At 36.0% G+C, this 24,093-nt stretch carries 19 protein-coding genes; 10 read left to right on the top strand and 9 right to left on the bottom strand.

Features of this window, described 5'->3' with window-relative positions; translation table 11 throughout:
- Positions 1-59: 59 nt before the first annotated feature.
- From hemH to orn, 3 genes are read right to left on the bottom strand one after another with little or no spacing between them, the layout of a single operon-like run.
- Positions 60-1,031 carry a ferrochelatase gene (gene hemH / locus GAPWK_RS12365; RefSeq protein ID WP_025316531.1) on the bottom strand — a complete coding sequence of 324 codons (972 nt, stop codon included), beginning with the start codon at positions 1,029-1,031 and terminating at the stop codon, positions 60-62.
- A 9-nt stretch (positions 1,032-1,040) separates the two neighbouring features.
- A complete protein-coding gene (waaA, locus tag GAPWK_RS12360) occupies positions 1,041-2,312 on the bottom strand; it encodes a lipid IV(A) 3-deoxy-D-manno-octulosonic acid transferase (protein WP_025316530.1) in 1,272 nt (423 codons plus the stop codon).
- Positions 2,313-2,317: 5 nt separating this feature from the next.
- Entirely contained in the window at positions 2,318-2,881 is a 564-nt protein-coding gene (orn, locus tag GAPWK_RS12355; RefSeq protein WP_025316529.1) for an oligoribonuclease, read from the bottom strand.
- Between the two features lie 79 nt (positions 2,882-2,960).
- Between orn and rsgA the strand changes: the two genes are divergently transcribed.
- Complete coding sequence (rsgA, locus tag GAPWK_RS12350; RefSeq protein ID WP_025316528.1) at positions 2,961-3,989, top strand: small ribosomal subunit biogenesis GTPase RsgA; 1,029 nt, start codon at positions 2,961-2,963, stop codon at positions 3,987-3,989.
- Positions 3,990-4,113: 124 nt separating this feature from the next.
- Here the strand turns inward: rsgA and GAPWK_RS12345 are convergent, their stop codons facing one another.
- Both GAPWK_RS12345 and dauA read right to left on the bottom strand, forming a co-directional pair.
- Positions 4,114-4,656 carry an HdeD family acid-resistance protein gene (locus GAPWK_RS12345; protein WP_025316527.1) on the bottom strand — a complete coding sequence of 181 codons (543 nt, stop codon included), beginning with the start codon at positions 4,654-4,656 and terminating at the stop codon, positions 4,114-4,116.
- 193 nt (positions 4,657-4,849) lie between these two features.
- Positions 4,850-6,523: a C4-dicarboxylic acid transporter DauA gene (dauA, locus tag GAPWK_RS12340; protein WP_025316526.1), complete on the bottom strand. Its 1,674-nt coding sequence runs from the start codon at positions 6,521-6,523 to the stop codon at positions 4,850-4,852.
- Positions 6,524-6,766: 243 nt separating this feature from the next.
- Between dauA and GAPWK_RS12335 the strand changes: the two genes are divergently transcribed.
- On the top strand, positions 6,767-8,128 hold the full coding sequence (locus tag GAPWK_RS12335; protein ID WP_025316525.1) for a histidine-type phosphatase: 1,362 nt from the start codon (positions 6,767-6,769) through the stop codon (positions 8,126-8,128).
- A gap of 63 nt (positions 8,129-8,191) precedes the next feature.
- On the opposite strand, the gene dtd is transcribed toward GAPWK_RS12335, so the two are convergent.
- The 4 genes from dtd to rpsT all read right to left on the bottom strand — a co-directional run bounded on the left by dtd (position 8,192) and on the right by rpsT (position 10,472).
- A complete protein-coding gene (gene dtd / locus GAPWK_RS12330; RefSeq protein WP_025316524.1) occupies positions 8,192-8,626 on the bottom strand; it encodes a D-aminoacyl-tRNA deacylase in 435 nt (144 codons plus the stop codon).
- Between the two features lie 7 nt (positions 8,627-8,633).
- Entirely contained in the window at positions 8,634-9,473 is an 840-nt protein-coding gene (locus tag GAPWK_RS12325) for a virulence factor BrkB family protein (RefSeq protein WP_038518527.1), read from the bottom strand.
- Between the two features lie 10 nt (positions 9,474-9,483).
- On the bottom strand, positions 9,484-10,098 hold the full coding sequence (locus GAPWK_RS12320; RefSeq protein ID WP_025316522.1) for an SPOR domain-containing protein: 615 nt from the start codon (positions 10,096-10,098) through the stop codon (positions 9,484-9,486).
- A gap of 110 nt (positions 10,099-10,208) precedes the next feature.
- Entirely contained in the window at positions 10,209-10,472 is a 264-nt protein-coding gene (gene rpsT, locus GAPWK_RS12315) for a 30S ribosomal protein S20 (protein WP_025316521.1), read from the bottom strand.
- A gap of 229 nt (positions 10,473-10,701) precedes the next feature.
- Between rpsT and pgk the strand changes: the two genes are divergently transcribed.
- The 8 genes from pgk (at position 10,702) to rpoC (ending at position 24,084) form a co-directional block, all read left to right on the top strand.
- Positions 10,702-11,865, top strand: coding sequence for a phosphoglycerate kinase (pgk, locus tag GAPWK_RS12310; protein ID WP_025316520.1), 1,164 nt, complete (start codon positions 10,702-10,704; stop codon positions 11,863-11,865).
- A gap of 78 nt (positions 11,866-11,943) precedes the next feature.
- Positions 11,944-13,023, top strand: coding sequence for a class II fructose-bisphosphate aldolase (gene fbaA, locus GAPWK_RS12305; RefSeq protein ID WP_025316519.1), 1,080 nt, complete (start codon positions 11,944-11,946; stop codon positions 13,021-13,023).
- Between the two features lie 180 nt (positions 13,024-13,203).
- The gene (rplK, locus tag GAPWK_RS12300; RefSeq protein ID WP_025316518.1) at positions 13,204-13,632 is read left to right on the top strand and encodes a 50S ribosomal protein L11; all 429 of its coding nucleotides are present in this window, start codon (positions 13,204-13,206) and stop codon (positions 13,630-13,632) included.
- A gap of 3 nt (positions 13,633-13,635) precedes the next feature.
- Entirely contained in the window at positions 13,636-14,337 is a 702-nt protein-coding gene (gene rplA, locus GAPWK_RS12295) for a 50S ribosomal protein L1 (RefSeq protein ID WP_025316517.1), read from the top strand.
- A 230-nt stretch (positions 14,338-14,567) separates the two neighbouring features.
- Entirely contained in the window at positions 14,568-15,065 is a 498-nt protein-coding gene (gene rplJ / locus GAPWK_RS12290) for a 50S ribosomal protein L10 (RefSeq protein ID WP_025316516.1), read from the top strand.
- Between the two features lie 61 nt (positions 15,066-15,126).
- Positions 15,127-15,495 carry a 50S ribosomal protein L7/L12 gene (gene rplL / locus GAPWK_RS12285; protein ID WP_025316515.1) on the top strand — a complete coding sequence of 123 codons (369 nt, stop codon included), beginning with the start codon at positions 15,127-15,129 and terminating at the stop codon, positions 15,493-15,495.
- 249 nt (positions 15,496-15,744) lie between these two features.
- Positions 15,745-19,773 (top strand): DNA-directed RNA polymerase subunit beta, encoded by a 4,029-nt coding sequence (gene rpoB / locus GAPWK_RS12280; protein ID WP_025316514.1) that lies wholly within the window; start codon positions 15,745-15,747, stop codon positions 19,771-19,773.
- Between the two features lie 90 nt (positions 19,774-19,863).
- Positions 19,864-24,084: a DNA-directed RNA polymerase subunit beta' gene (gene rpoC / locus GAPWK_RS12275; protein WP_025316513.1), complete on the top strand. Its 4,221-nt coding sequence runs from the start codon at positions 19,864-19,866 to the stop codon at positions 24,082-24,084.
- Positions 24,085-24,093: the final 9 nt, after the last annotated feature.

Genomic DNA, 24,093 nt, shown 5'->3' with positions numbered 1-24,093 from the left:
TAAAGGTTTAAAGCGGTAATTAATTACTTTTTAACCTATTTTTGTCAAAAAGTTTCAGATTAACTATACGTTTGAGTATAGTTTATTAGATCTTTAATTAAATTAATTTGTAAATTAGAATCATTTAACGCTGGAATGTAATAAAATTTTTTGCCACCAGCCTGTAAAAATAGTTCTCGATTTTCTTCGTTGATTTCGTAAATAGTTTCAATACAATCCACAGAAAATCCAGGACAAACAACATGAACATATTTAACGCCATTATGTGCTAACTTTTCTAATGAATCACTGGTGTTTGGCGTAACCCACTTTCCTTTACCAAATTTAGATTGATAAGCCATTTCAATGGGAATATTAATACCATTAGCTTCACATTTCTCAATTAATAATAATGTGGTTAGTTGGCAACGCTCTATGTAATCATCTTTACGCTTGTGAATATAACGTTCAGGAATTCCGTGATAAGATAATACTAATACCTCAGGCTCTCCTTGTTCTTCAAATGCTTGTTTAATTTGCAAATATAGAGCATTAATATAACTTGGATGATCAGCATAATCGCGGATGTAATGAATATTATTGGTTATTGATTGAGAAGATTTAATTATCTTTAGTTTATCAAGCACCGCTAATGTTGTTGTTGTGGAATATTGTGGAAATAATGGTAATACCGTTATTTTTTTACACGATTTCAGATTATGTAATGCAAGTTGAAGATTCGGCTCGCCATAAGTCATGGCTAATTGACAATCAATATTAGGTAATACCTGTTGTAACTTGTCACGCAGTTGTTGGCTATAATGCATCAATGGTGATGAATTATCTATCCAAATTTTTTTATAGTGGTTAATAATATAGGGTACCCGTTTCGGTAACACTCGATACTTTAAAATTGGATACCAAAAAAAAGCAGGCAAATCCACCACATGTCTATCAAGTAAAAATTCGGTTAAATAGTGTTTGATTGCATCAGGCGTAACAGAGCTTGGCGTACCTAGATTAACCAGTAATAACCCTTGTTTTTTATCCATAGGTATTCCTTATTTTGAATAAAGATAACGGTTTATAATACCAAGAAGCCTATCTAATGCACCTTGATTTTGCTTTAATACTTGGTAGGCATTTTCACCAATTTGTTGGCTTTCTGTTTTATTATTTAATAGGTTGTTTACTACTAAGTATAAAGCTTCTGCTGTGCTGTCACAAATTATCATTCCGTTTGCAGCAATTAACTGTTCGCAGATGATTTTAAAATTGAAAAAATATTGACCGCTAATTATTGGAATATGATGTAAGGCTGGTTCTAGAGGATTATGTCCACCATGGTCGACTAAACTACCACCGATAAAGGCAATATCTGCCACGCTATAAAGTTCTAACAATTCACCCATAGTATCTCCCAAAACCACTTGTGTTTGATCGGTTGGAATCTGGTTCGAACTACGAGTAATATAATTAAATTGATTATTTTTAATCAGTTTTTCGATTTTTTTAAAACGTTCAGGATGACGTGGCACTAAGATCAATAATAAATCAGGATGCTGTAACAATAGTTGTTTAAATGCCTTTAAGATGATTTCATCTTCACCATCATGAGTACTAGCTACAATAAAAACTGGACGGTTTAATTGCCATTGTTGTTTTAAGTTTGCAATTTTTTGTTGTTGCTCAGTTGTTAAATTAATGTCGAACTTAATACTACCCGTTACGGTTAGATGATCGCTGGGTAAACCTAATGCTGTAAAGCGTTCACCATCTTGCTTATTTTGTGCGGCAACCATGCTGATTTTAGCTAGTAATTGCTTAATGGTGGTGCCTAGCTTACTGTAACGTTTTGCTGAGCGTTCGGACAAACGAGCATTAGCGATAATTAATGGGATAGCGTTCTTATAGCATTGGCTAATAAAATTAGGCCAAAGTTCAGTTTCCATAATAATGACTAATTTGGGTCGGGTAATTTTTAAAAAACGTTTGATGGCACATGGCAGGTCATATGGTAAATAGACATGGCTCACACTGTCTTTTAATAATGATTTAACTCGCTCAGAGCCTGTCGGTGTCATCGTTGTGACGGTAATGGGTAAATCAGGATATTGTTGCTGCAATGCTCTAATAAGAGGGATAGCGGCAATGGTTTCACCTACGGATACTGCGTGGACTAAAATACCATTTGCCTTCACTTTATTTTTGCAAAAACCATACCGCTCCGACCAACGCTTACGGTATGCTGGCGCTTTGCGGCTGCGCCAAAGTAATCTTATCCATACCAATGGCTGAATAAGATAGAGTAAAATGGTATAAAGTAATTGCATATCAATTAGTTTTTAAGCTTAAAAAAATGTTGGCGATAATAAATAAGCTCTGCAATTGAATCACGAATATCATCAAGCGCTTGATGAGTATTTTGCTTTGTGATTCCTTTTAAAATTTCAGGTTTCCATCGTTTTGCTAATTCTTTTATGGTACTAACGTCTAAATAGCGGTAATGAAAATAACTTTCTAAATTAGGCATATAGTTAAATAGAAAACGGCGGTCTTGACCAATAGTGTTACCGCAAATTGGTGAACTGTTTGCAGGTACCCACTGTTTTAAAAATTCGATAGTTTGTTGTTCTGCTTGTTGTTCATTAACGGTACTTTGGCGTACTCGTTCAATTAAACCAGATTTACCGTGGGTATTTTTGTTCCAATCATCCATTAAGGCTAATAGTTCATTGGATTGATGAATGGCAATAACAGGTCCCTCAGCCAAAATGTTTAAATTAGAATCAGTTACAATAGTTGCAATTTCAATAATACGATCGATTGCTGGGTTTAGTCCGGTCATTTCAAGATCGATCCAAATAAGGTTGTTACTGTTAATTTGTGATGGTGTGGTCATAATTTGTGATAGAAGTTTTCTTTTTAATGCCGAGTAGTGTAGCATAACTGTCAAACTGTTTTAGCAAAAATTAGTGACTGTGGCAAAAAATCAACTATCCAAAAATCAAAAAAGACGCGTAGCGGCTAAACATCAACAACGATTAGAAACCAAACAAGATGAGAATCTTTCAAATTTTTCATCGCCTCGTGATGGTGTGGTGATAAGCCGTTTTGGGAAGTCGGCTGATGTTGAAGATAACGCACGACACATTTATCGCTGTAGCATTCGGCGCACTTTACCATCGTTAGTGACTGGCGACAAAGTCGTGTGGCGCGAAAGTTTGGAGCCAAATACCAATGGCATTATTGAGGCTGTACATACAAGGCATTCTGAGTTGGTTCGCCCTGATTTTTATGACGGGGTTAAACCAGTTGCAGCCAATGTCGATCAAATAGTGATTATCTCAGCTGTTTTACCTGAGCTATCACTTAATATTATTGATCGTTATTTAGTGGCTTGCGAAGTAACCAATATTGAGCCAATCATTGTCTTAAATAAAATTGATTTATTGAGCGATGAACAACGAGCAGAAGTTGAAAAGCAATTAACTATTTACACCAATATTGGTTATCAGGTTTTATATGTTTCTTGTCAAAATCACCAAGGAATTGCTGCATTGCAGGCTGTCTTGCAGAATAAAATATCTATTTTAGTTGGTCAGTCCGGTGTCGGTAAATCAAGTATTATTAATTTATTATTACCACATCAATTACAATCGGCTATAACTGGAAATATTTCAGAATTATCTGGTCTTGGACAGCATACTACTACTTCAACCAGACTTTATCATTTGCCAAATGGAGGTGATATTATTGATTCACCAGGTATTCGTGAATTTGGTTTATGGCATCTAGAGCCTGAACAGGTAATTAGTGGTTTTAAAGAGTTCGATGACTATTTAGGTGGATGTCAATTCCGTGATTGTAATCATCTTGATACGCCAGGTTGCTTATTACAACAAGCTGTGAGAGATAGCAAAATTGCACCTTCAAGATTAGATAATTATCATCGAATTTTACAGACTATGAAAGAAGTAAAAGCTAGAACGAATAAAAGTTATAAATAAAAGTTTTTGTTAAATTTAAATATTGTTAATTTTAATTGATTCAAACGTTTTTGTTATTACAACAAGTAAGGGTTGCTTACATTATTTTAATAGTTATTATGGGCAACCCTTTAATATTAAAGCATCAGTTTTTTACAGCAAAACCAATTGCTACATATGCAAAACCTTGGAATATAAGGTCAATACCTAAAAACATTCCTAATACCCAAAGACTATCATATGGCCAGCCAGTAATAATCATTAAACCTAAAATTAGGGTTATAATACCAGAAGTGAGTACCCATCCCCAACGCGGTAGATTTCGATTACTAAAAGAGGCAAAAATTTGTGTAAAGCCACTCATAATTAACAAGATCGCAATCACTAAAGTTAAAGCTGATGAAACCGCAATCGGTCTAAAAAAAGATATTAAGCCAACAATAATGTATAAAATACCCATTACTGCCCATAATGCCGTTTGACCAAAACCTTTAAGGTTAAATGAATTTATTGTTTGTGCGATTCCTGCAATTAAAATTAATGTACCAATAAAATAGACAGAAAAAACAGTAGCCATGAACTGATAGCCTAAGGCTAAACATCCTAATACAATTAAAATAAAGCCAATTACGATTAACCAATTTGATTTTTGTTTTACATATTGAACGTTATTTTCATCAGATATCATATTATTTTCCTGCTTTTATATTTAAGTTTACATTTAAATAAAACATCTTTCTGATCATAGTGTTGCCAATCATTGTTAGCAGCAGAAAAGAAAGATCGCGAAGGTAATGATTACTGCTGATCTGTGGTATTTTTTAGGTGTACCACAGATCTTACTGCTTACTTATTGAATAATATAAAAAACTACGATGAAATTACTCTTTATCTTTCAATGCTTCATCTAATGTTGAGAAGAACATTAGTTTATTGGGGATAGGTACAATTTTGGCGCGAGCTAATGTTTTCAATGGTTGAAATTGTAATTCACAAATTGATAAATCAACGTGTTCAGGCAATTCATCAATAAAGTGTATTAAAGCATTAAGTCCGCCAGCGTCAAGAATTGGTACGGCATCCCATTGTAATACAATATGCTCATAACCGTTAATTTTTTTATAAAGCTCAACAAAAGTTTTTTCTGCCGCAGCAAAAAATAGTGGGCCATTTACACGTAAAACTAAGGTTTTATCATCACATCGATTTAGCTCAACTAAGCGAGTCATTCGAGCAATACGACGCATAAATAATATGGAAGCCAATACTATGCCAAGTGTAATTGCTATAACCATATCGAATAATACGGTAAGCGACATACAGATTAACATAATTAAAATATCATCTTTAGGTGCGCATTTGATGATATACATTACTCGTTGCACGGCACTCATATTCCAAGCCACTATTAATAGCAAAGCAGCCATTGCTGATAGTGGAATATAAGATAAAAGTGGTGCAAAGCAAATAAGAGCAAGTAATACTATTAATGAATGTAAGACTGCTGCAATAGGTGATGTAGCACCAGCCTTAACATTCGCAGCTGATCGTGCGATAGCGGCAGTAGCCGAAATACCACCAAAAAACGGTGCAATAATATTGCCTAAACCTTGACCTATAAGTTCACTGTTTGAGTGATGTTTTGTGTGGGTCATTTCATCTAACACTACTGCACAAAGCAGTGATTCAATAGCGCATAACATTGCCATAGTTAGTGAAATCGGAAGTAAAGCAGAAAGTGTCGTCCAATCCCAATTAAATTCAGCATTTTCCCATGGTAAAACAAATTCAGGTAGTACCGAAGGGATACCATGACCAATAGTATTATCAGCAAGTGTATAAGTAAATCGTGAGCCTATAGTTTCAATCTGATAGCCGAATTGATTAAATATAAACATGACAATAATACCTGCAACTAATGCTGGTAAGTGACCTGATATCTTCACTCGAAATTTTGGCCATACAATTAATACAATTAGTGTTACCATTCCGACAATTGTGTCTGCAATATTGATTGAAGGTAAAGTCTTAGCTAATTCAATAACTTTGCTTATATAACTTTCAGGCATATGTTCAAGAGTCAAACCAAAGAAATCTTTAATTTGCATTGTAGCGATGGTAATTGCTATGCCTGAGGTAAAACCTAATACGACAGGTAATGGAATATATTCAATTAATCTCCCTAATCGAATCATACCCATTAATATTAGAAAAACACCCGATAATAATGTTGCAATTAATAATCCAGATAAACCATATTGTAATGATACTGGATATAAGATAACGACAAATGCGGCGGTAGGTCCAGAAACACTAAAACGAGATCCTCCCGTTAGAGCAATAACAAAACCGGCTATAATTGCGGTATAAAGTCCATGTTGTGGTGGAACGCCACTAGCAATTGCAAGAGCCATTGCTAGTGGTATAGCGATAATACCAACGGTTATCCCCGCTATTAGGTCTTTGAGAAAACGCGTTGTGTTATAAGGGGTAGTTATACAAGCTGAGATAAATGCACAGCTAATTTTGGTGCCAGAAAGGCCATATAATTTCATTATTTTTGATTAATTAAATGGAAGTTATCTTGAATGCTTAATAAGATAATCTTTTTTACAAAAAATAAAAGAGCATTATGAAAATAATCATCTTTTTTTTATAAATTTTTACTCTAAATCAAGTTTAGAGAAGTAGCTGTGTTAATATACGAAATAAATATTGGTTTTTTACCACATCTATTGAGCGCTTTTTCATCTTAATCTTAATTGCGTTGATATGAGTATTTAAATGGGGATAAAAATATGATACTGCTGAATTCGCGTAAGTTATTGACTGCCTTTTTATTTACCTTTACTTCATTAAGTTTTGCTCAACCTAATGTGATTGTTGGTTCCAAAACAGCTTACCAATACAATTCTAACCAAACTCTTACTTCGGCTCCAACAGGCTATCAAGCTTTTTATATTGACCATGTTGGGCGTCATGGCTCGCGGTATATCAGTAAGTCAAAGTATGAAGATCTTGCCTATCACATTCTATTATTGGCTGACAGTCAACATCAATTGACTGATTCAGGAAAAGATCTACTTAGGCAAGTCACTATCCTTAAGCAATTAAATCAGAACCATTATGGCCAGCTTACCAATCTGGGTCGCAAAGACATTAGTTTGATAAGTAACCGAATGTTGGCAAATAATCCAACAGTATTTAAAGGGCAAAAAATTGAAGTTATTTCAACGAGTTCTCCAAGAGCAAAAGAAACAGCAGAAATTTTCATTGATTCTTTTAAAGCAAAATATCCTAATATTCATGTGATTCAACAACCAGATAATGAGCAAACATTATTGCGCTTTTTTGAGTATTCTCCCGCTTATAGTGAATATAAAAAAAGTAAAGCAGTTAAAGATGCTGTGAAATCTATTGAGTATGCTTCTCAAACTAAACAGATGAGTAAACAAGTTGCCAAAGGCATTTTTAAAAAATCTTTTTTAATTAAGTTAAAAAAAGGATTGGATGAATCTGAGGATACATTATTAAAAACATCGGATTTTGTTATTGCAATATACCAATTATATCAAGAATTACAGGCTTTTTCGCCACAAGTTTTAACGGACAACCATCTTGATTTAGATCGTTATTTTTCAGCAGAACAAAAGACATGGCTTAATACAGTTGTTACTGCAAAAAATTATTTGCAGATAGGTCCTGCTTTTGATGCTACAGGAATTCAAATTAAAATTGCTGCACCATTATTATGGGATATGATTCACTCTGCCGATAAGGCAATAGTTGATAATAATGTGGATGCTAATTTGCGCTTTGCTCATGCTGAAACGGTTTCTCCATTAGCTACTTTACTCGAAATTGAAGGCTCTGCTAATGTTGTTAAAACACTGTTTAATTATCCTACTGTATGGCGAGCAGATAAAATTATCCCTATGGGGGCGAATATTCAATGGATTCTTTATAAAAGCGAGCAAACTCATCAACCGATTTTAATGAAAGTATTACTAAATGAGCGGGAAGTGCATTTACCTATTAAAACAGATAGTTACCCTTATTATCGATGGAATGATGTAAAACAATTTTATGTTGATAAACTGAATAAATTAGGTTTACATGAGAACCAGTCAGCAATAGAGATGTTAAAAAATCTTAAATAAATTAACACTTATAAATATTATGTCCTTATATATCGGGCATAATATTTAATATTGCGATTATGATTAGACTTGTAGCCAGAATGTCACTGGTCCATCATTTATCAAAGAAACCTGCATGTCAGCTGCAAATTGTCCTGTTTGGGTGTTAATTTGCTTTTTACATTGTTCAACAAAAAATTGATATAGTTTATTGGCTTCATCCGGATTTGCACCTTTAGTAAAACTAGGGCGCATACCTTTTTGTGTATCGGCTGCTAGTGTAAATTGAGAAACAACTAATAGTTCACCATTAGTTTGGCGAACATTTAAATTCATTTTGCCTTCATTATCACTAAATATCCGGTATCCTAGTACTTTTTCACATAAGCGTATTGCTTTTTGCTCATTATCTTCTTGTTCTACACCTAATAATACTAGTAATCCATGATTAATCTGTCCAATAATTTGATTATCAACAGTAACACTAGCTTGTTTAACACGTTGGATTAAGGCGATCATAAAATAATTACTCTGGTAATGATTGATTTTCAGCTGGGTGCTGTTTACGGTTAAAGTCCGTTAAAGTTGCTGCAAACTCGGCGCCAAATAAAACAATGCACCAAGAAAAATAGATCCAAACTAACATAATGGGAATTGAGGATACAACCCCATAAATAAGTTGATAAGTTGGGAAAGAAGTTATATACAGCGCAAATGCTCGTTTTCCTAATTCAAATAATATTGCTGCGACAATGGCTCCAACTATAGACTCCTTAAAAGGTACTGATTCTGTGGGAATAATACTATAAAGCAACCAGAAACCAGCTACAGATATAAAAAAAGGTAAAGTACTAAGTAGAAAGTTACCTGTTGCAGCAGTGGAAAGCCATTTTAATGAAAATACATAAGAACTTATTGCAACACTTGAACCAGCTAAAATAGGACCTAACGTTAATATTGTCCAATACATAGTTAAATTGTACATAAATGATCGTTTACGCTTGGTTTTCCAGATTTGATTAAGCGCAGTGTTGATTGAATTAATTAGTAAAAGCGATGTAACAATTAAACCTATCACTCCCATAAAGGTCATTTTTTTAGTATTGCCAATAAATTGTTCTAGATAATTCTCAATAGTGTCACTGGCTGTCGGAACCAGATTGTTATAAATTATTTTTTTTAATGCAAGGCTGACTTCGTCAAACATAGGAAAAGCAGAGAGTAGAGAAAATATAACAGTAATAAGTGGCACTAAAGCAAGGATTGTTGTATAAGCCAACCCTGCAGAAGATGTTGTTAAACGGTCTTGATTTATACGCGACCATAACATTTTAATGAACAGGTGTATATTTTTGAATAATTTCATATTTTTCTTTTTAGTTAGAAATAATACAATCATTAATCCCATTATTTTTTAATGAGTTTAATGCCTTCTCTGCCTCATTTTTATTAGTGTATTGGCCAGCTGTGACTCGATATAATTGACCGGAAGATACACTACCACTGATTCCAATCATTGCGATTCTTGCTTTAAGTGTTTCGGCATTAGCTTTATCTTTGAATGCTCCGCATTTCAAGATCCATTTATTTGAAGTATCAATATTTTGCGTAGTTATTGATGTGGTAGTTTCTTGTTTGCTCGCACTATTATTATTTTTAGTTGGTGTAACAGGGCGTGAATTATTGATAAAACTATCTAAAATTTGTTGCCGTTCGCTTGCTCTTGAATCATAACTAGCATTTGGAGTTTCTAACTCTTTAAGATAGGTCCAACGTTCTTGTGGTCGTTCTGGTAATGTTATTGCTGGAGCTTGTGTATTTTTTTTGGGTGGTTTAACTGGTTGGGTTGGTTTGTTATTCACAACGTAATAGAGAATAGCAGAAAATAGAATAACGATGATAATGGCCAAAAATATCATTAAATTAGGCTTATTTCGTGAATTATTTTTTTTTGATCGGCTCTTTTTTCTTACATAATCACGCTGAACCACAATATACTCTCTTATTAATATCGAATAACGGATTAGTATACAAATAAAAAAAGTGGCTTACACCACTTTTTGTTGTTTTTTCTAACTACAATAGTTAACAGATAACGACATTAAGCTAATGCTTTAATCTGCTTAATTAAATTCGCTTTATGACGTGCAGCTTTGTTTTTGTGGATTAAGCCACGAGCCGCTTGACGATCAACAACTGCCTGCATGTCTTTGAATGCTACTTCAGCTGTTTGTTTATCACCAGCTGCAACAGCTGCGTAAACTTTTTTAATATAAGTACGCATCATTGAACGGTTACTAGCATTATGTTTACGGCGTTTTTCGGATTGAACCGCACGTTTCTTAGCTGATTTGATATTAGCCAAAGTCAACTCCCAAGTTTAGATAAAAATTACATATTAATAAGGCGGCAAAATATGCCTGATTTTCTGTCTATTGTCAATGCTGTTGTATAAAAATTTTTACCTGGATAACAAAATTTTTTATTTCTATCAAATGTTCAGTATGTGAACAATAATGGTTGTAACCTAAAAGAAAATTTTATGTTAGAATAGTCACAATTTTATTATATTGATATTTATAAGAGGAAGTCACATGTCTATTATTAGAATGCAAGATCTTGATCTAAAAGGAAAACGGTTGTTTATTCGTTCAGATCTTAATGTGCCAGTTAAAAATGGTAAAGTAACCTCTGATGCGCGAATTAAAGCATCATTACCGACTATTGAAGAAGCGATCAAGAAAGGTGCTAAAGTAATGGTTACTTCTCATATTGGTCGTCCAACGGAAGGAGAGTATAACCCTGAATTTTCATTACAACCAGTTGTTGATTACTTAAAAGAACATGTATCTTTTCCTGTTCGTTTAGTAAAAGATTACCTTGATGGTGTGGATGTTAAAGAAGGTGAATTAGTTGTTCTTGAAAACGTTCGTTTCAATGTCGGTGAAGGTAAAGATGATGAAACTTTATCTAAAAAATATGCTGCGCTTTGTGACATCTATGTAATGGATGCGTTTGGTACAGCTCACCGTGCGCAAGCGTCAACTCATGGTGCAGGCAAATTTGCTCCAGTTGCTTGTGCAGGTCCATTATTAGCGGCTGAATTAGATGCATTAGGTAAAGCGCTTGATAATCCAGCAAGACCAATGGTTGCTATTGTCGCTGGTTCTAAAGTATCAACTAAATTAACTGTTCTTGATTCACTTTCTAAAATTGCTGATCAAATTATTGTTGGTGGTGGTATTGCTAATACTTTCATCGCAGCGGAAGGTTATAATGTTGGTAAATCACTTTACGAAGCCGATTTAATTCCTGAAGCTAAAAAATTAATGGCTAACTGTGAAATTCCTGTACCTACTGATGTTCGCGTTGCCACTGAATTTAGTGAAACAGCTACAGCAACTGAAAAATCAGTAAAAGATGTTAAAGAAAATGAGCAAATTCTTGATTTAGGTGATAAATCAGCAGAAGTATTAGCAAATATTATCAAGAATGCAAAAACTATACTGTGGAATGGTCCTGTAGGTGTATTTGAATTCCCTAATTTCCGTCGTGGTACTGAAATTGTTGCTAAAGCAATTGCTGATAGCCAAGGTTTTTCAATTGCCGGTGGTGGTGATACATTAGCTGCAATTGATTTATTTGGTATTGAAGATAAAATCTCTTATATTTCAACTGGCGGTGGTGCTTTCCTAGAATTTGTTGAAGGTAAAAAACTTCCAGCTGTTGCAATGTTAGAAGAAAGAGCAAAAGCATAATATTATAGTTTAAAAGTAAGGATGAGCTAATTACTCATCCTTACTACTTTTTATATTAATAAATTTATAGGTAATAAAATGGTTACAAAAATTTCTGATGTCGTTAAACCTGGCGTAGTAACTGGTGATGATGTTCAAAAAGTGTTCCAAATTGCACGTGAAAATAATTTTGCCCTACCAGCGGTAAACTGTGTTGATACAAATACAATTAATGCAGTTATTGAAACCGCAGCTAAAGTAGGTTCTCCTGTTATTGTTCAATTTTCTAATGGCGGTGCACAATTTATTGCAGGTAAAGGTTTAAAACTTGAGGGTCAAGAGTGTGCTGTGTTAGGGGCTGTATCTGGCGCTAAACATGTTCATCTTATGGCAGAAAAATATGGCGTACCAGTTATTGTTCATACTGACCATTGTGCGAAGAAATTATTGCCTTGGGTTGATGGATTACTTGATGCTGGCGAAACTCATTTTGCTAAAACAGGTAAACCGTTGTTTTCTTCTCATATGATTGATCTTTCAGAAGAAACATTAAAAGATAACATTGATATTTGTTGTCAATATCTTGCTCGTATGTCGGCAATGAAAATGACATTGGAATTAGAATTAGGTTGTACTGGTGGTGAAGAAGATGGTGTTGATAATAGCCACATGGATAGTTCAGCACTTTATACACAACCAGAAGATATTGCTTATGCTTATGAACGTTTGAGTGCGATTAGCTCTCGTTTCACTATTGCTGCATCATTTGGTAATGTGCATGGTGTTTATAAACCAGGTAACGTTAAGTTGACGCCAAAAATTCTAGATAACTCACAAAAATATGTATCAGAAAAATTTAATTTACCTGAAAAATCATTGAACTTCGTGTTCCATGGCGGTTCTGGTTCTACACCAGAAGAAATTGCAGAAGCAGTAAGCTATGGTGTTATCAAAATGAATATTGATACTGATACACAATGGGCTAATTGGGCTGGCGTTTTAGATTATTACAAAGCGAATGAAGCTTATTTACAAGGACAATTAGGTAATCCTGAAGGTCCTGATGCACCTAATAAAAAATATTATGATCCTCGTGTATGGTTACGTAAAGGTCAAGATTCTTTAGTTGCGCGTTTAGAACTAGCATTTAAAGAACTTAACGCAATTAATGTTCTATAATTTGATGGCAAAAAAGCAGAACTTATAGTTCTGCTTTTCATTTATCCTGTTTCAAATAAATCTTGCTTTTTATTTAAAGTTGTAGGATAATTCTGCCCTCATTTAACTTAGGGGAGCTGTCTATTTATTAATAGCTATTATTAATAGAGGCGTTTGCACCCGAGAAAAGGAAAATCAAAAATGGCAAAAAAAGTACAAGCTTACATCAAGTTGCAAGTAGCAGCTGGTGCAGCGAATCCTAGTCCGCCAGTTGGTCCTGCGTTAGGTCAACATGGTGTTAACATTATGGAATTCTGTAAAGCATTTAATGCAAAAACAGAAAGCATGGAAAAAGGCTTACCTATTCCTGTTGTTATTACAGTATATTCTGACCGTTCATTTACATTTGTAACTAAAACTCCTCCTGCTGCGGTTTTATTAAAGAAAGCTGCTAAAATCAAGTCTGGTTCTGGCGAACCTAACAAGAAAAAAGTAGGTAAAATTACAAGTGCTCAGATTCGCGAAATCGCCGAATTAAAAGCTGCAGATATGAATGGTGCTACCATTGAAACAATGATGCGTTCTATTGAAGGAACGGCTCGTTCAATGGGCTTGGAAGTGGAGGGTTAATCAATGGCTAAATTATCTAAGAAAGCTAAACTTATCCGCGAAAAAGTAAATGCGACTAAACAATATGAAATTAATGAAGCTATTGCTTTATTAAAAGAATTAGCAACTGCTAAATTTACAGAAAGTGTTGATGTTGCTGTTAATTTAGGTATTGATTCACGTAAATCGGATCAAAATGTTCGTGGTGCAATTGTGCTTCCACATGGTACAGGCCGTAGTGTTCGCGTTGCTGTATTTACTCAAGGCGCAAATGCAGAAGCAGCTAAAGAAGCTGGTGCAGAACTAGTCGGTATGGATGATCTAGCTGATCAAATCAAAAAAGGTGAAATGAACTTTGATGTCGTTATTGCATCACCAGATGCTATGCGTGTAGTTGGTCAATTAGGTCAAATTTTAGGGCCACGTGGTTTAATGCCAAATCCTAAAGTTGGTACTGTAACGCCTAATGTTGCAGAAGCAGTTAAAAATGCTAAAGCTGGTCAGATCCGTTACCGTAATGATAAAAATGGTATTATCCATACTACTATCGGTAAAGCTGATTTTGATGCGGCGAAACTTAAAGAAAATTTAGAAGCATTACTTGTTGCGTTAAAACGTGCAAAACCAGCCTCTTCTAAAGGTGTATTTGTGAAGAAAGTTAGCCTTTCTACCACAATGGGTGCTGGTGTTGCTATTGATCAAGCAACATTAAATGCAACTGTTTAATTACATTTGTCGATTAAACAATAAGAATCGGTTGGTGTCTGGCCTTAACCAGACCCCGTCCAAGACCGTAGGTGTGGTTGAAATTTAACTACTTAATTTTCCTACGTAGACGGTGACAGAACCTGATAGATATAATAGAGGGATTCTGCTCATCGTGGTTATGCTAGCTACATGTGTAGCTAGTTAAAATCAGTCTAGGCTTTGCCTAGTTTAATCCAGGAGCAATACCAATGGCACTAAACCTTCAAAATAAACAAGAAATTGTTGCTGAAGTTAACGAAATCGCCAAAGGTGCGCTTTCTGCAGTTGTTGCTGATTCTCGTGGCGTAACTGTAGAAAAAATGACTGCATTACGTAAGTCTGCTCGTGAAGCTGGTGTTTATATGCGTGTTGTTCGTAATACGCTATTACGCCGTGTTGTTGAGGGAACTCAATACGAGTGTTTAAAAGATACGTTTGTTGGTCCAACTCTAATTGCATTTTCAAATGAGCACCCAGGTGCTGCAGCGCGTATTTTTAAAGCGTTTGCTAAAGAAAATGATAAATTTGAGATTAAAGCCGCAGCCTTTGAAGGTGAGTTGATTACTGCAGCGAATATTGATCGCTTAGCAACATTACCTACTTATGAAGAAGCATTAGCACGCTTGATGTCAACCATGAAAGAAGCCGCAGCTGGCAAATTGGTTCGTACTCTTGCAGCAGTTCGCGATCAAAAAGAAGCTGCTTAATTGGCAGTATGATTGTGAATTTTATTAATTAATAAAAATTGTAAATTTGGGAAACTATATTATGTCTATCACTAAAGAACAAATTTTAGATGCAGTTGCCGAAATGTCTGTAATGGACGTTGTTGAACTTGTATCAATGATGGAAGAAAAATTTGGCGTTTCTGCAGCGGCAGCTGTAGCAGTTGCTGCAGCTGGTCCAGCTGAAGCAGCAGAAGAAAAAACTGAATTTGATGTAATCTTAAAAGAAGTTGGTGCGAACAAAGTAGCTGTTATCAAAGCAGTTCGTGGTGCAACAGGTTTAGGCTTGAAAGAAGCTAAAGATCTTGTTGAATCAGCTCCAGCAACAGTTAAAGAAGGCGTTAGCAAAGCTGATGCAGATGAACTTAAAAAGGCACTTGAAGAATCAGGTGCAGTTGTCGAACTTAAATAAGTTTATCGCTAGCAACCTAAATGGCTGGGGGTTTTTTTACCTCCAGCCTTTTTGCGCTGTAAAAAGTCAAAGAATTTTATTTGAAGATTATCAATAAAAAGTAATACAGAAATAGTATATTTACTAAGCCTAATCAATTGATATTTAAAGATATTTTCGATGAGGTGTCAGGCGTTATTATTTGAAGGTAGTACCCCCTGATGAATATTTAATCATGCTAAAATAGCAGATAAGCAAGTTGAGGAACTAATGGTTTACTCTTATACCGAGAAAAAACGAATTCGTAAGAATTTTGGTAAGCGTCCACAAGTCTTGGATATACCGTATCTTCTTTCTATTCAACTTGATTCGTTCCAGAAATTTATTGAACAAGATCCAGAAGGTCAATATGGCTTAGAAGCCGCATTTCGTTCAATATTTCCGATAAAAAGTTATAGTGGTAACGCTGAGTTACAATACGTGAGCTTTAAAATGGGCGAACCTGTGTTTGATGTTAAAGAATGTCAAATTAGGGGGATCACTTACTCAGCACCGTTGCGCGTAAAATTACGTTTAGTTATTTATGATAAAGATGCGCCAGAAGGAACAGTAAAAGATATTAAAGAGCAAGACGTCTATATGGGCGAAATTCCTTTAATGACGGACAATGGTACGTTTGTGATCAACGGTACAGAACGTGTAATCGTATCACAATTACATCGTAGTCCAGGTGTGTTCTTTGATAGTGATAAAGGTAAAACACACTCTTCTGGTAAAGTTTTATATAATGCTCGGATTATTCCTTATCGTGGCTCTTGGCTTGATTTTGAATTTGATCCAAAAGATAATCTTTTTGCTCGTATTGACCGTCGTCGTAAACTTCCAGCAACAATTATTTTACGAGCACTAGGTTATGAAACAGAAGAAATTTTAGATATTTTCTTCGAGAAAACTATTTTTGAAGTGGGCAAGTCCAAACTGAAAATGGATCTTGTTCCTGAACGTTTGCGTGGTGAAACAGCTCTTTTTGATATAGAATCAAAAGGTAAAGTTTATGCTGAAAAAGGTCGTCGTATTACCGCTCGCCATATCCGTGAGTTAGATAAAGATAACGTTACTAAAATTGATGTACCTGTTGAATATATAGTTAATAAAGTTTTAGCTAAAAATTATGTCAATGAGGCGACAGGCGAAGTTATTGCTTTTGCAAATACACCAATCTCATTAGAGCTATTGCTTGAATTGACTAATGCTGGTCATAGAAAGATCGAAACATTATTTACTAATGATCTTGATCATGGACCATTTATTTCTGAAACCTTAAATGTTGATTCTACCCGTGATCGATTAGGTGCATTAGTTGAAATTTATCGTATGATGCGCCCTGGTGAACCGCCAACAAAAGAAGCAGCTGAAGCGTTATTTGATAATTTATTCTTCTCTGATGAGCGTTATGATTTGTCCGCTGTTGGTCGAATGAAATTTAATCGTTCTTTAGGTCGTGAAGATATCGAAGGTGAAAGTGTTTTAACAAAAGATGATATCGTTGACGTAATGAAGAAATTAATCGGCATTCGTAATGGTCATGGTGAAGTTGATGATATTGACCATTTAGGTAATCGTCGTATTCGTAGCGTTGGTGAAATGGCAGAAAACCAATTCCGGATTGGCTTAGTTCGCGTAGAGCGAGCTGTTAAAGAACGTTTATCTTTAGGTGATTTAGATTCACTGATGCCACAAGATATGATCAATGCTAAACCGATTTCAGCCGCAATCCGTGAGTTCTTTGGTTCTAGCCAATTATCTCAGTTTATGGATCAAAATAATCCATTATCTGAAATTACCCACAAACGTCGTATTTCAGCATTAGGTCCAGGTGGTTTAACTCGTGAACGAGCAGGATTTGAAGTGCGTGACGTACATCCTACTCATTATGGTCGTGTATGTCCGATTGAGACACCTGAAGGTCCAAACATTGGTTTGATTAATTCTTTAGCAGTTTATTCTCGTACTAATGAATATGGTTTCTTAGAAACACCATATCGTCGAGTGATTGATGGTGTTGTAACTGATGAAATTAATTATTTATCAGCGATTGATGAAAGCGAGTTTGTTATTGCTCAGGCTAACTCGAATCTTGATGAAGATGGACGTTTTAAAGAAGACTTAGTTACTTGCCGTTTAAATGGTGAGTCAGGTTTATATAGTCCAGAACAAGTTCACTATATGGACGTATCAACTCAGCAAATTGTATCGGTTGGTGCTTCGTTAATTCCATTCTTAGAGCATGATGATGCGAACCGTGCTTTAATGGGTGCGAACATGCAACGTCAAGCGGTACCGACATTAAAAGCGGAAAAACCATTTGTTGGAACTGGTATGGAAAGGGCTGTAGCGGTTGACTCAGGTGTAACTGCAGTAGCTCGTCGTGGTGGTACTGTTCAATATGTTGATGCATCACGCATTGTAATTAATGTTAATGATGATGAAATGTACGCTGGCGAAACAGGTATTGATATTTATAACTTAACTAAATATACCCGTTCTAACCAAAATACTTGTATCAACCAAATTCCATGTGTGGAATTAGGTGAAAAAGTTGAACGAGGCGATGTTCTTGCTGACGGTCCATCAACTGATTTAGGTGAATTAGCATTAGGTCAAAACATGCGCGTGGCTTTCATGCCATGGAACGGTTATAACTTTGAGGATTCTATTTTAGTCTCTGAAAAAGTTGTGCAAGATGACCGTTTTACTTCGATTCATATTCAAGAACTATCTTGTATCTCACGAGATACTAAATTAGGTGCTGAAGAAATCACAGCCGATATTCCAAATGTAGGTGAAGCTGCTCTTTCTAAACTTGATGAATCAGGTATTGTTTATATTGGAGCTGAAGTTAAGGGCGGTGATATTCTGGTTGGTAAAGTGACACCAAAAGGTGAAACTCAATTAACTCCAGAAGAAAAACTACTGCGTGCGATTTTTGGTGAGAAAGCGTCTGATGTTAAAGATACTTCTTTACGTGTGCCAAATGGTGTTTCTGGTACAGTAATTGATGTTCAAGTCTTTACGCGTGATGGTGTACAAAAAGATAAACGTGCACTTGAAATTGAAGATATGCAATTAAAACAAGCACGCAAAGATTTAACTGAAGAACTTAACATTTTAGAAGCCGCTTTGTTTGCTCGTATTCGTGATGTATTAATTGCTGGTGGTATTAAAGCTGAAAAATTAGATGCTTTACCACGTGAAAAGTGGTTAACAATTGGTATTGCGAACGAAGATAAACAAGCTCAATTAGAGCAGCTTGCAGAACAGCACGAAGAAATCAAAACTGAATTTAACAAAAAACTTGAAGCTAAACGCATGAAGATCACCCAAGGTGATGATTTACAACCTGGTGTGTTAAAAATTGTTAAAGTTTATTTAGCTGTTAAACGTCAAATCCAGCCTGGGGATAAAATGGCTGGTCGTCATGGTAACAAAGGGGTTATCTCTAAAATTAACCCAATTGAAGATATGCCATATGATGACAAAGGCCGTCCGGTTGATATCGTATTAAATCCACTGGGGGTTCCATCACGTATGAATATCGGGCAGATTCTAGAAACTCACTTAGGTATGGCGGCTAAAGGTATTGGTCAGAAGATTGACACTATGCTGAAAGAACAGCAAGAATTAGCTAAATTACGTGAATTTATCCAAAAAGCATATGACCTTGGTTTAGGTGCAGCACAAAAAGTTAATGTTGCTGAATTTACTGATCAAGAAGTCATGACACTAGCACAGAATTTACGTAATGGTATGCCACTTGCTACACCTGTATTTGATGGTGCTAAAGAGCAAGAAATTAAGGCATTACTTGAGCTTGGCGATCTACCAACTTCTGGACAAATTACGTTGTATGATGGTCGTACAGGTGAACAGTTTGAACGTCCTGTAACTGTTGGTTACATGTATATGCTCAAATTGAACCACTTGGTTGATGACAAAATGCATGCTCGTTCTACAGGTTCATACAGTCTGGTTACTCAGCAACCATTGGGTGGTAAAGCTCAATTCGGTGGTCAGCGTTTCGGTGAGATGGAAGTATGGGCGCTTGAGGCATATGGTGCTGCTTATACCTTACAAGAAATGTTAACTGTTAAGTCAGATGACGTGAACGGTCGTACTAAGATGTACAAAAATATTGTAGATGGTGATCATCGTATGGAACCTGCGATACCAGAATCATTTAATGTATTGTTAAAAGAGATTCGTTCGTTAGGTATTAATATAGAGTTAGACGAAGAGTAATCTTCTCTAGTTCGAATGATTTCTATTTATAGGGATAACTTATTAGTAATAATAAGTTATCTAATTGATTTAACTCCATAGGAGTCAATTGTGAAAGACTTACTAAAGTTTCTAAAAGCACAAACTAAAACTGAAGATTTTGACGCTATCAAGATAGGTCTTGCCTCTCCTGATATGATCCGTTCATGGTCTTTTGGTGAAGTCAAAAAACCTGAAACAATTAATTATCGTACGTTCAAACCTGAACGTGATGGATTGTTTTGTGCGCGTATTTTTGGACCTGTGAAAGATTATGAATGTTTATGTGGAAAATATAAACGTTTAAAACACCGTGGTGTGATTTGTGAAAAATGTGGTGTAGAAGTCACTCAAGCTAAAGTACGTCGTGAACGTATGGGACACATTGAGCTTGCTTCTCCAACTGCTCATATCTGGTTTTTAAAATCATTACCATCTCGTATTGGTTTATTGCTTGATATGCCACTGCGCGATATTGAACGTGTGCTTTATTTTGAATCATTCATGGTTCTTGATGGAGGCATGACGAACTTAGATCGCGGTCAGATTTTAACAGAAGAACAATATTTAGATGCGTTAGAAGAATTTGGTGATGAATTTGATGCACGTATGGGTGCAGAAGCAATCCAAGAATTATTACGTAATATTGATGTGCAAGCTGAATGCGAAGCACTACGTGACGAACTAGCAACAACAAATTCTGAAACTAAACGTAAAAAATTAACTAAACGTATTAAGATTATTGAAGCATTTATCCAATCAGAAAATAAACCTGAATGGATGATTTTAAATGTATTACCAGTATTGCCACCCGATTTACGCCCACTAGTACCACTTGATGGTGGACGTTTTGCGACATCAGATTTAAATGATCTTTATCGCCGTGTAATTAACCGTAATAACCGTTTAAAACGTTTATTAGATTTAGCAGCACCAGATATTATTGTGCGTAACGAAAAACGTATGCTACAAGAATCGGTTGATGCATTATTAGATAATGGTCGTCGTGGTCGTGCAATTACAGGTTCAAACAAACGTCCTTTAAAATCACTTGCTGACATGATTAAAGGTAAGCAAGGTCGTTTCCGTCAAAACCTATTAGGTAAACGCGTTGACTATTCAGGTCGTTCAGTTATTACTGTAGGTCCATACTTACGTTTACATCAATGTGGTTTACCGAAAAAAATGGCGCTTGAATTATTCAAACCATTTATTTACGGAAAACTAGAACGCCGTGGTTATGCAACTACCATTAAAGCAGCCAAGAAAATGGTTGAGCGTGAAGATGCAATTGTTTGGGATATCTTAGATGAAGTTATTCGTGAACACCCTGTATTACTAAACCGTGCTCCGACATTGCACAGATTAGGTATTCAAGCATTTGAACCTATCTTAATTGAAGGTAAAGCGATTCAGTTACATCCATTAGTTTGTGCGGCATTTAATGCTGACTTCGATGGTGACCAAATGGCTGTTCATGTTCCTTTAACACTTGAAGCACAATTAGAAGCTCGTGCGTTAATGATGTCAACCAATAACATCCTTTCTCCGGCAAGTGGTGAACCTATCATCGTTCCTTCTCAGGACGTGGTATTAGGTCTTTATTACATGACTCGTGATAAGGTGAATGCTAAGGGCGAAGGCATGATATTAACTGGTCCTAAAGAGGCAGAAAAACTTTATCGCTTAGGACTGGTAGAATTACATGCAAAAGTTAAAGTACGTATCACTGAAAGTCATCGTAATAGTGTTGGAGAGTGGGAAGATAGCACATCAGTTGTAGATACAACTGTTGGTCGTGCTATTTTATGGTTAATTATGCCTAAAGGTATGAGCTTCTCAGTAATTAATCAACCACTAGGTAAAAAAGCGATTTCGCGAATTTTAAATATCTGTTATCGCCAATTAGGTATGAAAGAAACTGTTATTTTAGCTGACCAAGTGATGTATACCGGTTTTGCTTATGCAGCTCGTTCTGGTGTTTCAGTTGGTATTGATGATATGGAAATTCCTGCGAAGAAATTACAAATCATCAACGAAGCTGAAATTGAAGTTGCTGAAATTCAAGAACAGTTCCAATCAGGTTTAGTTACTGCTGGTGAACGTTATAACAAAGTTATTGATATCTGGGCCGCAGCTAATGAGCGTGTTGCTAAAGCAATGATGGATAACTTATCAACTGAAAAAGTCATCAACCGTGATGGTGAAGAAGAGGTTCAATCTTCTTTCAATAGTATCTATATGATGGCTGACTCTGGTGCTCGTGGTTCCGCAGCACAGATTCGCCAGTTAGCGGGTATGCGTGGTTTGATGGCAAAACCAGATGGTTCAATTATCGAAACACCAATTACTGCAAACTTCCGTGAAGGATTAAACGTACTTCAGTACTTTATTTCTACCCATGGTGCGCGTAAAGGTCTTGCTGATACTGCCTTGAAAACTGCGAACTCAGGTTACTTAACTCGTCGTTTAGTTGACGTAGCTCAAGACCTAGTTGTTATTGAAGATGATTGTGGCACGTTAGAAGGTGTAGTAATGACACCAGTAATTGAGGGTGGTGATGTTAAAGAGCCACTACGTGAACGTGTACTAGGTCGTGTAACAGCTGAAGATGTATTAAAACCAGGTAGTGCGGATATTTTAATTCCTCGTAATACACTACTTGATGAAAGCTACTGTGATTTGCTAGAAGCTGAATCTGTTGATAGCGTGAAAGTACGTTCTGTGGTTTCATGTGATACCGATTTCGGTGTGTGTGCAAAATGTTATGGTCGTGACCTAGCTCGTGGTCACTTAGTTAACAAGGGTGAAGCAATCGGTGTTATCGCGGCTCAGTCAATCGGTGAACCGGGTACACAGTTAACCATGCGTACATTCCACATCGGTGGTGCTGCATCGCGAGCAGCAGCAGAATCAAGCGTTCAAGTTAAAAACAAGGGTAGCATTAAATTAACAAATGCGAAGTTTGTAACTAACCCAGACAAGAAATTAGTAATTACTTCACGTAATGCTGAATTAACAATTATTGATGAATTAGGTCGAATGAAAGAAACCTACAAAGTTCCTTACGGTTCGATTCTAGCTAAAGGTAATGGTTCAGCGGTTGAAGCTGGTGAAACGATTGCTAACTGGGATCCGCATACTATGCCAGTTATCTCTGAAGCAAAAGGTTTTGTACGTTTTGTTGATATGGTTGATGGTCAAACCATTACTCGTCAAACGGATGAGTTAACCGGTTTATCATCTATCGCGATATTAGATGTAGCTGAGCGTACTGGTGTAGGTAAAGATTTGCGTCCAGCAATCAAAATTGTGGATGCTAAAGGCGATGATATTTATGTCGCTGGTACAGAAATGCTTGCGCAATACTTCTTACCAGGTAAAGCGTTAGTTCAATTAGAAGATGGTGCTGAAATCAATATTGGTGACACACTTGCTCGTATTCCACAGGCATCTGTTGGTACCAAAGATATCACAGGTGGTTTACCACGTGTTGCTGACTTGTTTGAAGCTCGTAAACCGAAAGAACCAGCTATACTTGCTGAAATTGATGGTATTATCTCATTCGGTAAAGAAACTAAAGGTAAACGTCGCTTAATTATCACACCATTAGATGGTAGCGAACCATATGAAGAGATGATCCCTAAATGGCGTCAACTTAACGTATTTGAAGGTGAACAAGTTGGTCGCGGTGATGTGATTTCGGATGGTCCTGAATCAGCGCACGATATTTTACGTCTACGTGGTGTAAATGCGGTAACTCGTTACATTGTTAACGAAGTTCAAGAAGTTTATCGTTTACAAGGTGTAAAAATCAACGATAAACACATTGAAGTCATTGTTCGTCAAATGTTACGTAAAGCAACGGTTATTCATCCAGGTAGTTCTCGTCTACTTGATGGAGAACAACTTGAGGTTTCACGCTTGAAGATTATTAACCGTGAACTTGAAGCGCAAGGTAAAGAACCTATTGTTTACTTACATGATCTACTTGGTATTACCAAAGCATCGCTAACTACTGAATCGTTTATATCTGCGGCGTCGTTCCAAGAAACAACACGCGTATTAACCGAAGCAGCAGTTGCTGGTAAAAATGACGAATTACGTGGCTTAAAAGAAAACGTAATTGTTGGTCGATTAATTCCAGCAGGTACTGGTTATGCTTACCATAAAGAGCGTATGCGTAAACGAGCAATGCCATCGACGGATGATATTCAAACAACAATTTCGGCTGAAGAAGCAACAGCTAATTTAGCTGAATTACTTAACTCAGCAGAAGAACAACAACAATAGCCTGTAAAA

Source organism: Gilliamella apicola, from assembly GCF_000599985.1.
Taxonomy (GTDB): Bacteria; Pseudomonadota; Gammaproteobacteria; order Enterobacterales; family Orbaceae; genus Gilliamella; species Gilliamella apicola.
Note: the sequence above shows the minus strand (reverse complement) of the source record. Positions and strands in the feature narration are given on the sequence as shown.

Coding starts and splice junctions, on each gene's coding strand:
- dtd (WP_025316524.1), bottom strand. CDS start 8,626: ATGATCGCCTTAATCCAACGTGTTAAACAAGCTAGTGTTACTGTTGAT.
- dauA (WP_025316526.1), bottom strand. CDS start 6,523: ATGAAATTATATGGCCTTTCTGGCACCAAAATTAGCTGTGCATTTATC.
- GAPWK_RS12345 (WP_025316527.1), bottom strand. CDS start 4,656: ATGATATCTGATGAAAATAACGTTCAATATGTAAAACAAAAATCAAAT.
- rplL (WP_025316515.1), top strand. CDS start 15,127: ATGTCTATCACTAAAGAACAAATTTTAGATGCAGTTGCCGAAATGTCT.
- pgk (WP_025316520.1), top strand. CDS start 10,702: ATGTCTATTATTAGAATGCAAGATCTTGATCTAAAAGGAAAACGGTTG.
- hemH (WP_025316531.1), bottom strand. CDS start 1,031: ATGGATAAAAAACAAGGGTTATTACTGGTTAATCTAGGTACGCCAAGC.
- GAPWK_RS12325 (WP_038518527.1), bottom strand. CDS start 9,473: ATGAAATTATTCAAAAATATACACCTGTTCATTAAAATGTTATGGTCG.
- rplJ (WP_025316516.1), top strand. CDS start 14,568: ATGGCACTAAACCTTCAAAATAAACAAGAAATTGTTGCTGAAGTTAAC.
- rpoB (WP_025316514.1), top strand. CDS start 15,745: ATGGTTTACTCTTATACCGAGAAAAAACGAATTCGTAAGAATTTTGGT.
- GAPWK_RS12335 (WP_025316525.1), top strand. CDS start 6,767: ATGATACTGCTGAATTCGCGTAAGTTATTGACTGCCTTTTTATTTACC.
- waaA (WP_025316530.1), bottom strand. CDS start 2,312: ATGCAATTACTTTATACCATTTTACTCTATCTTATTCAGCCATTGGTA.
- rplA (WP_025316517.1), top strand. CDS start 13,636: ATGGCTAAATTATCTAAGAAAGCTAAACTTATCCGCGAAAAAGTAAAT.
- fbaA (WP_025316519.1), top strand. CDS start 11,944: ATGGTTACAAAAATTTCTGATGTCGTTAAACCTGGCGTAGTAACTGGT.
- orn (WP_025316529.1), bottom strand. CDS start 2,881: ATGACCACACCATCACAAATTAACAGTAACAACCTTATTTGGATCGAT.
- rplK (WP_025316518.1), top strand. CDS start 13,204: ATGGCAAAAAAAGTACAAGCTTACATCAAGTTGCAAGTAGCAGCTGGT.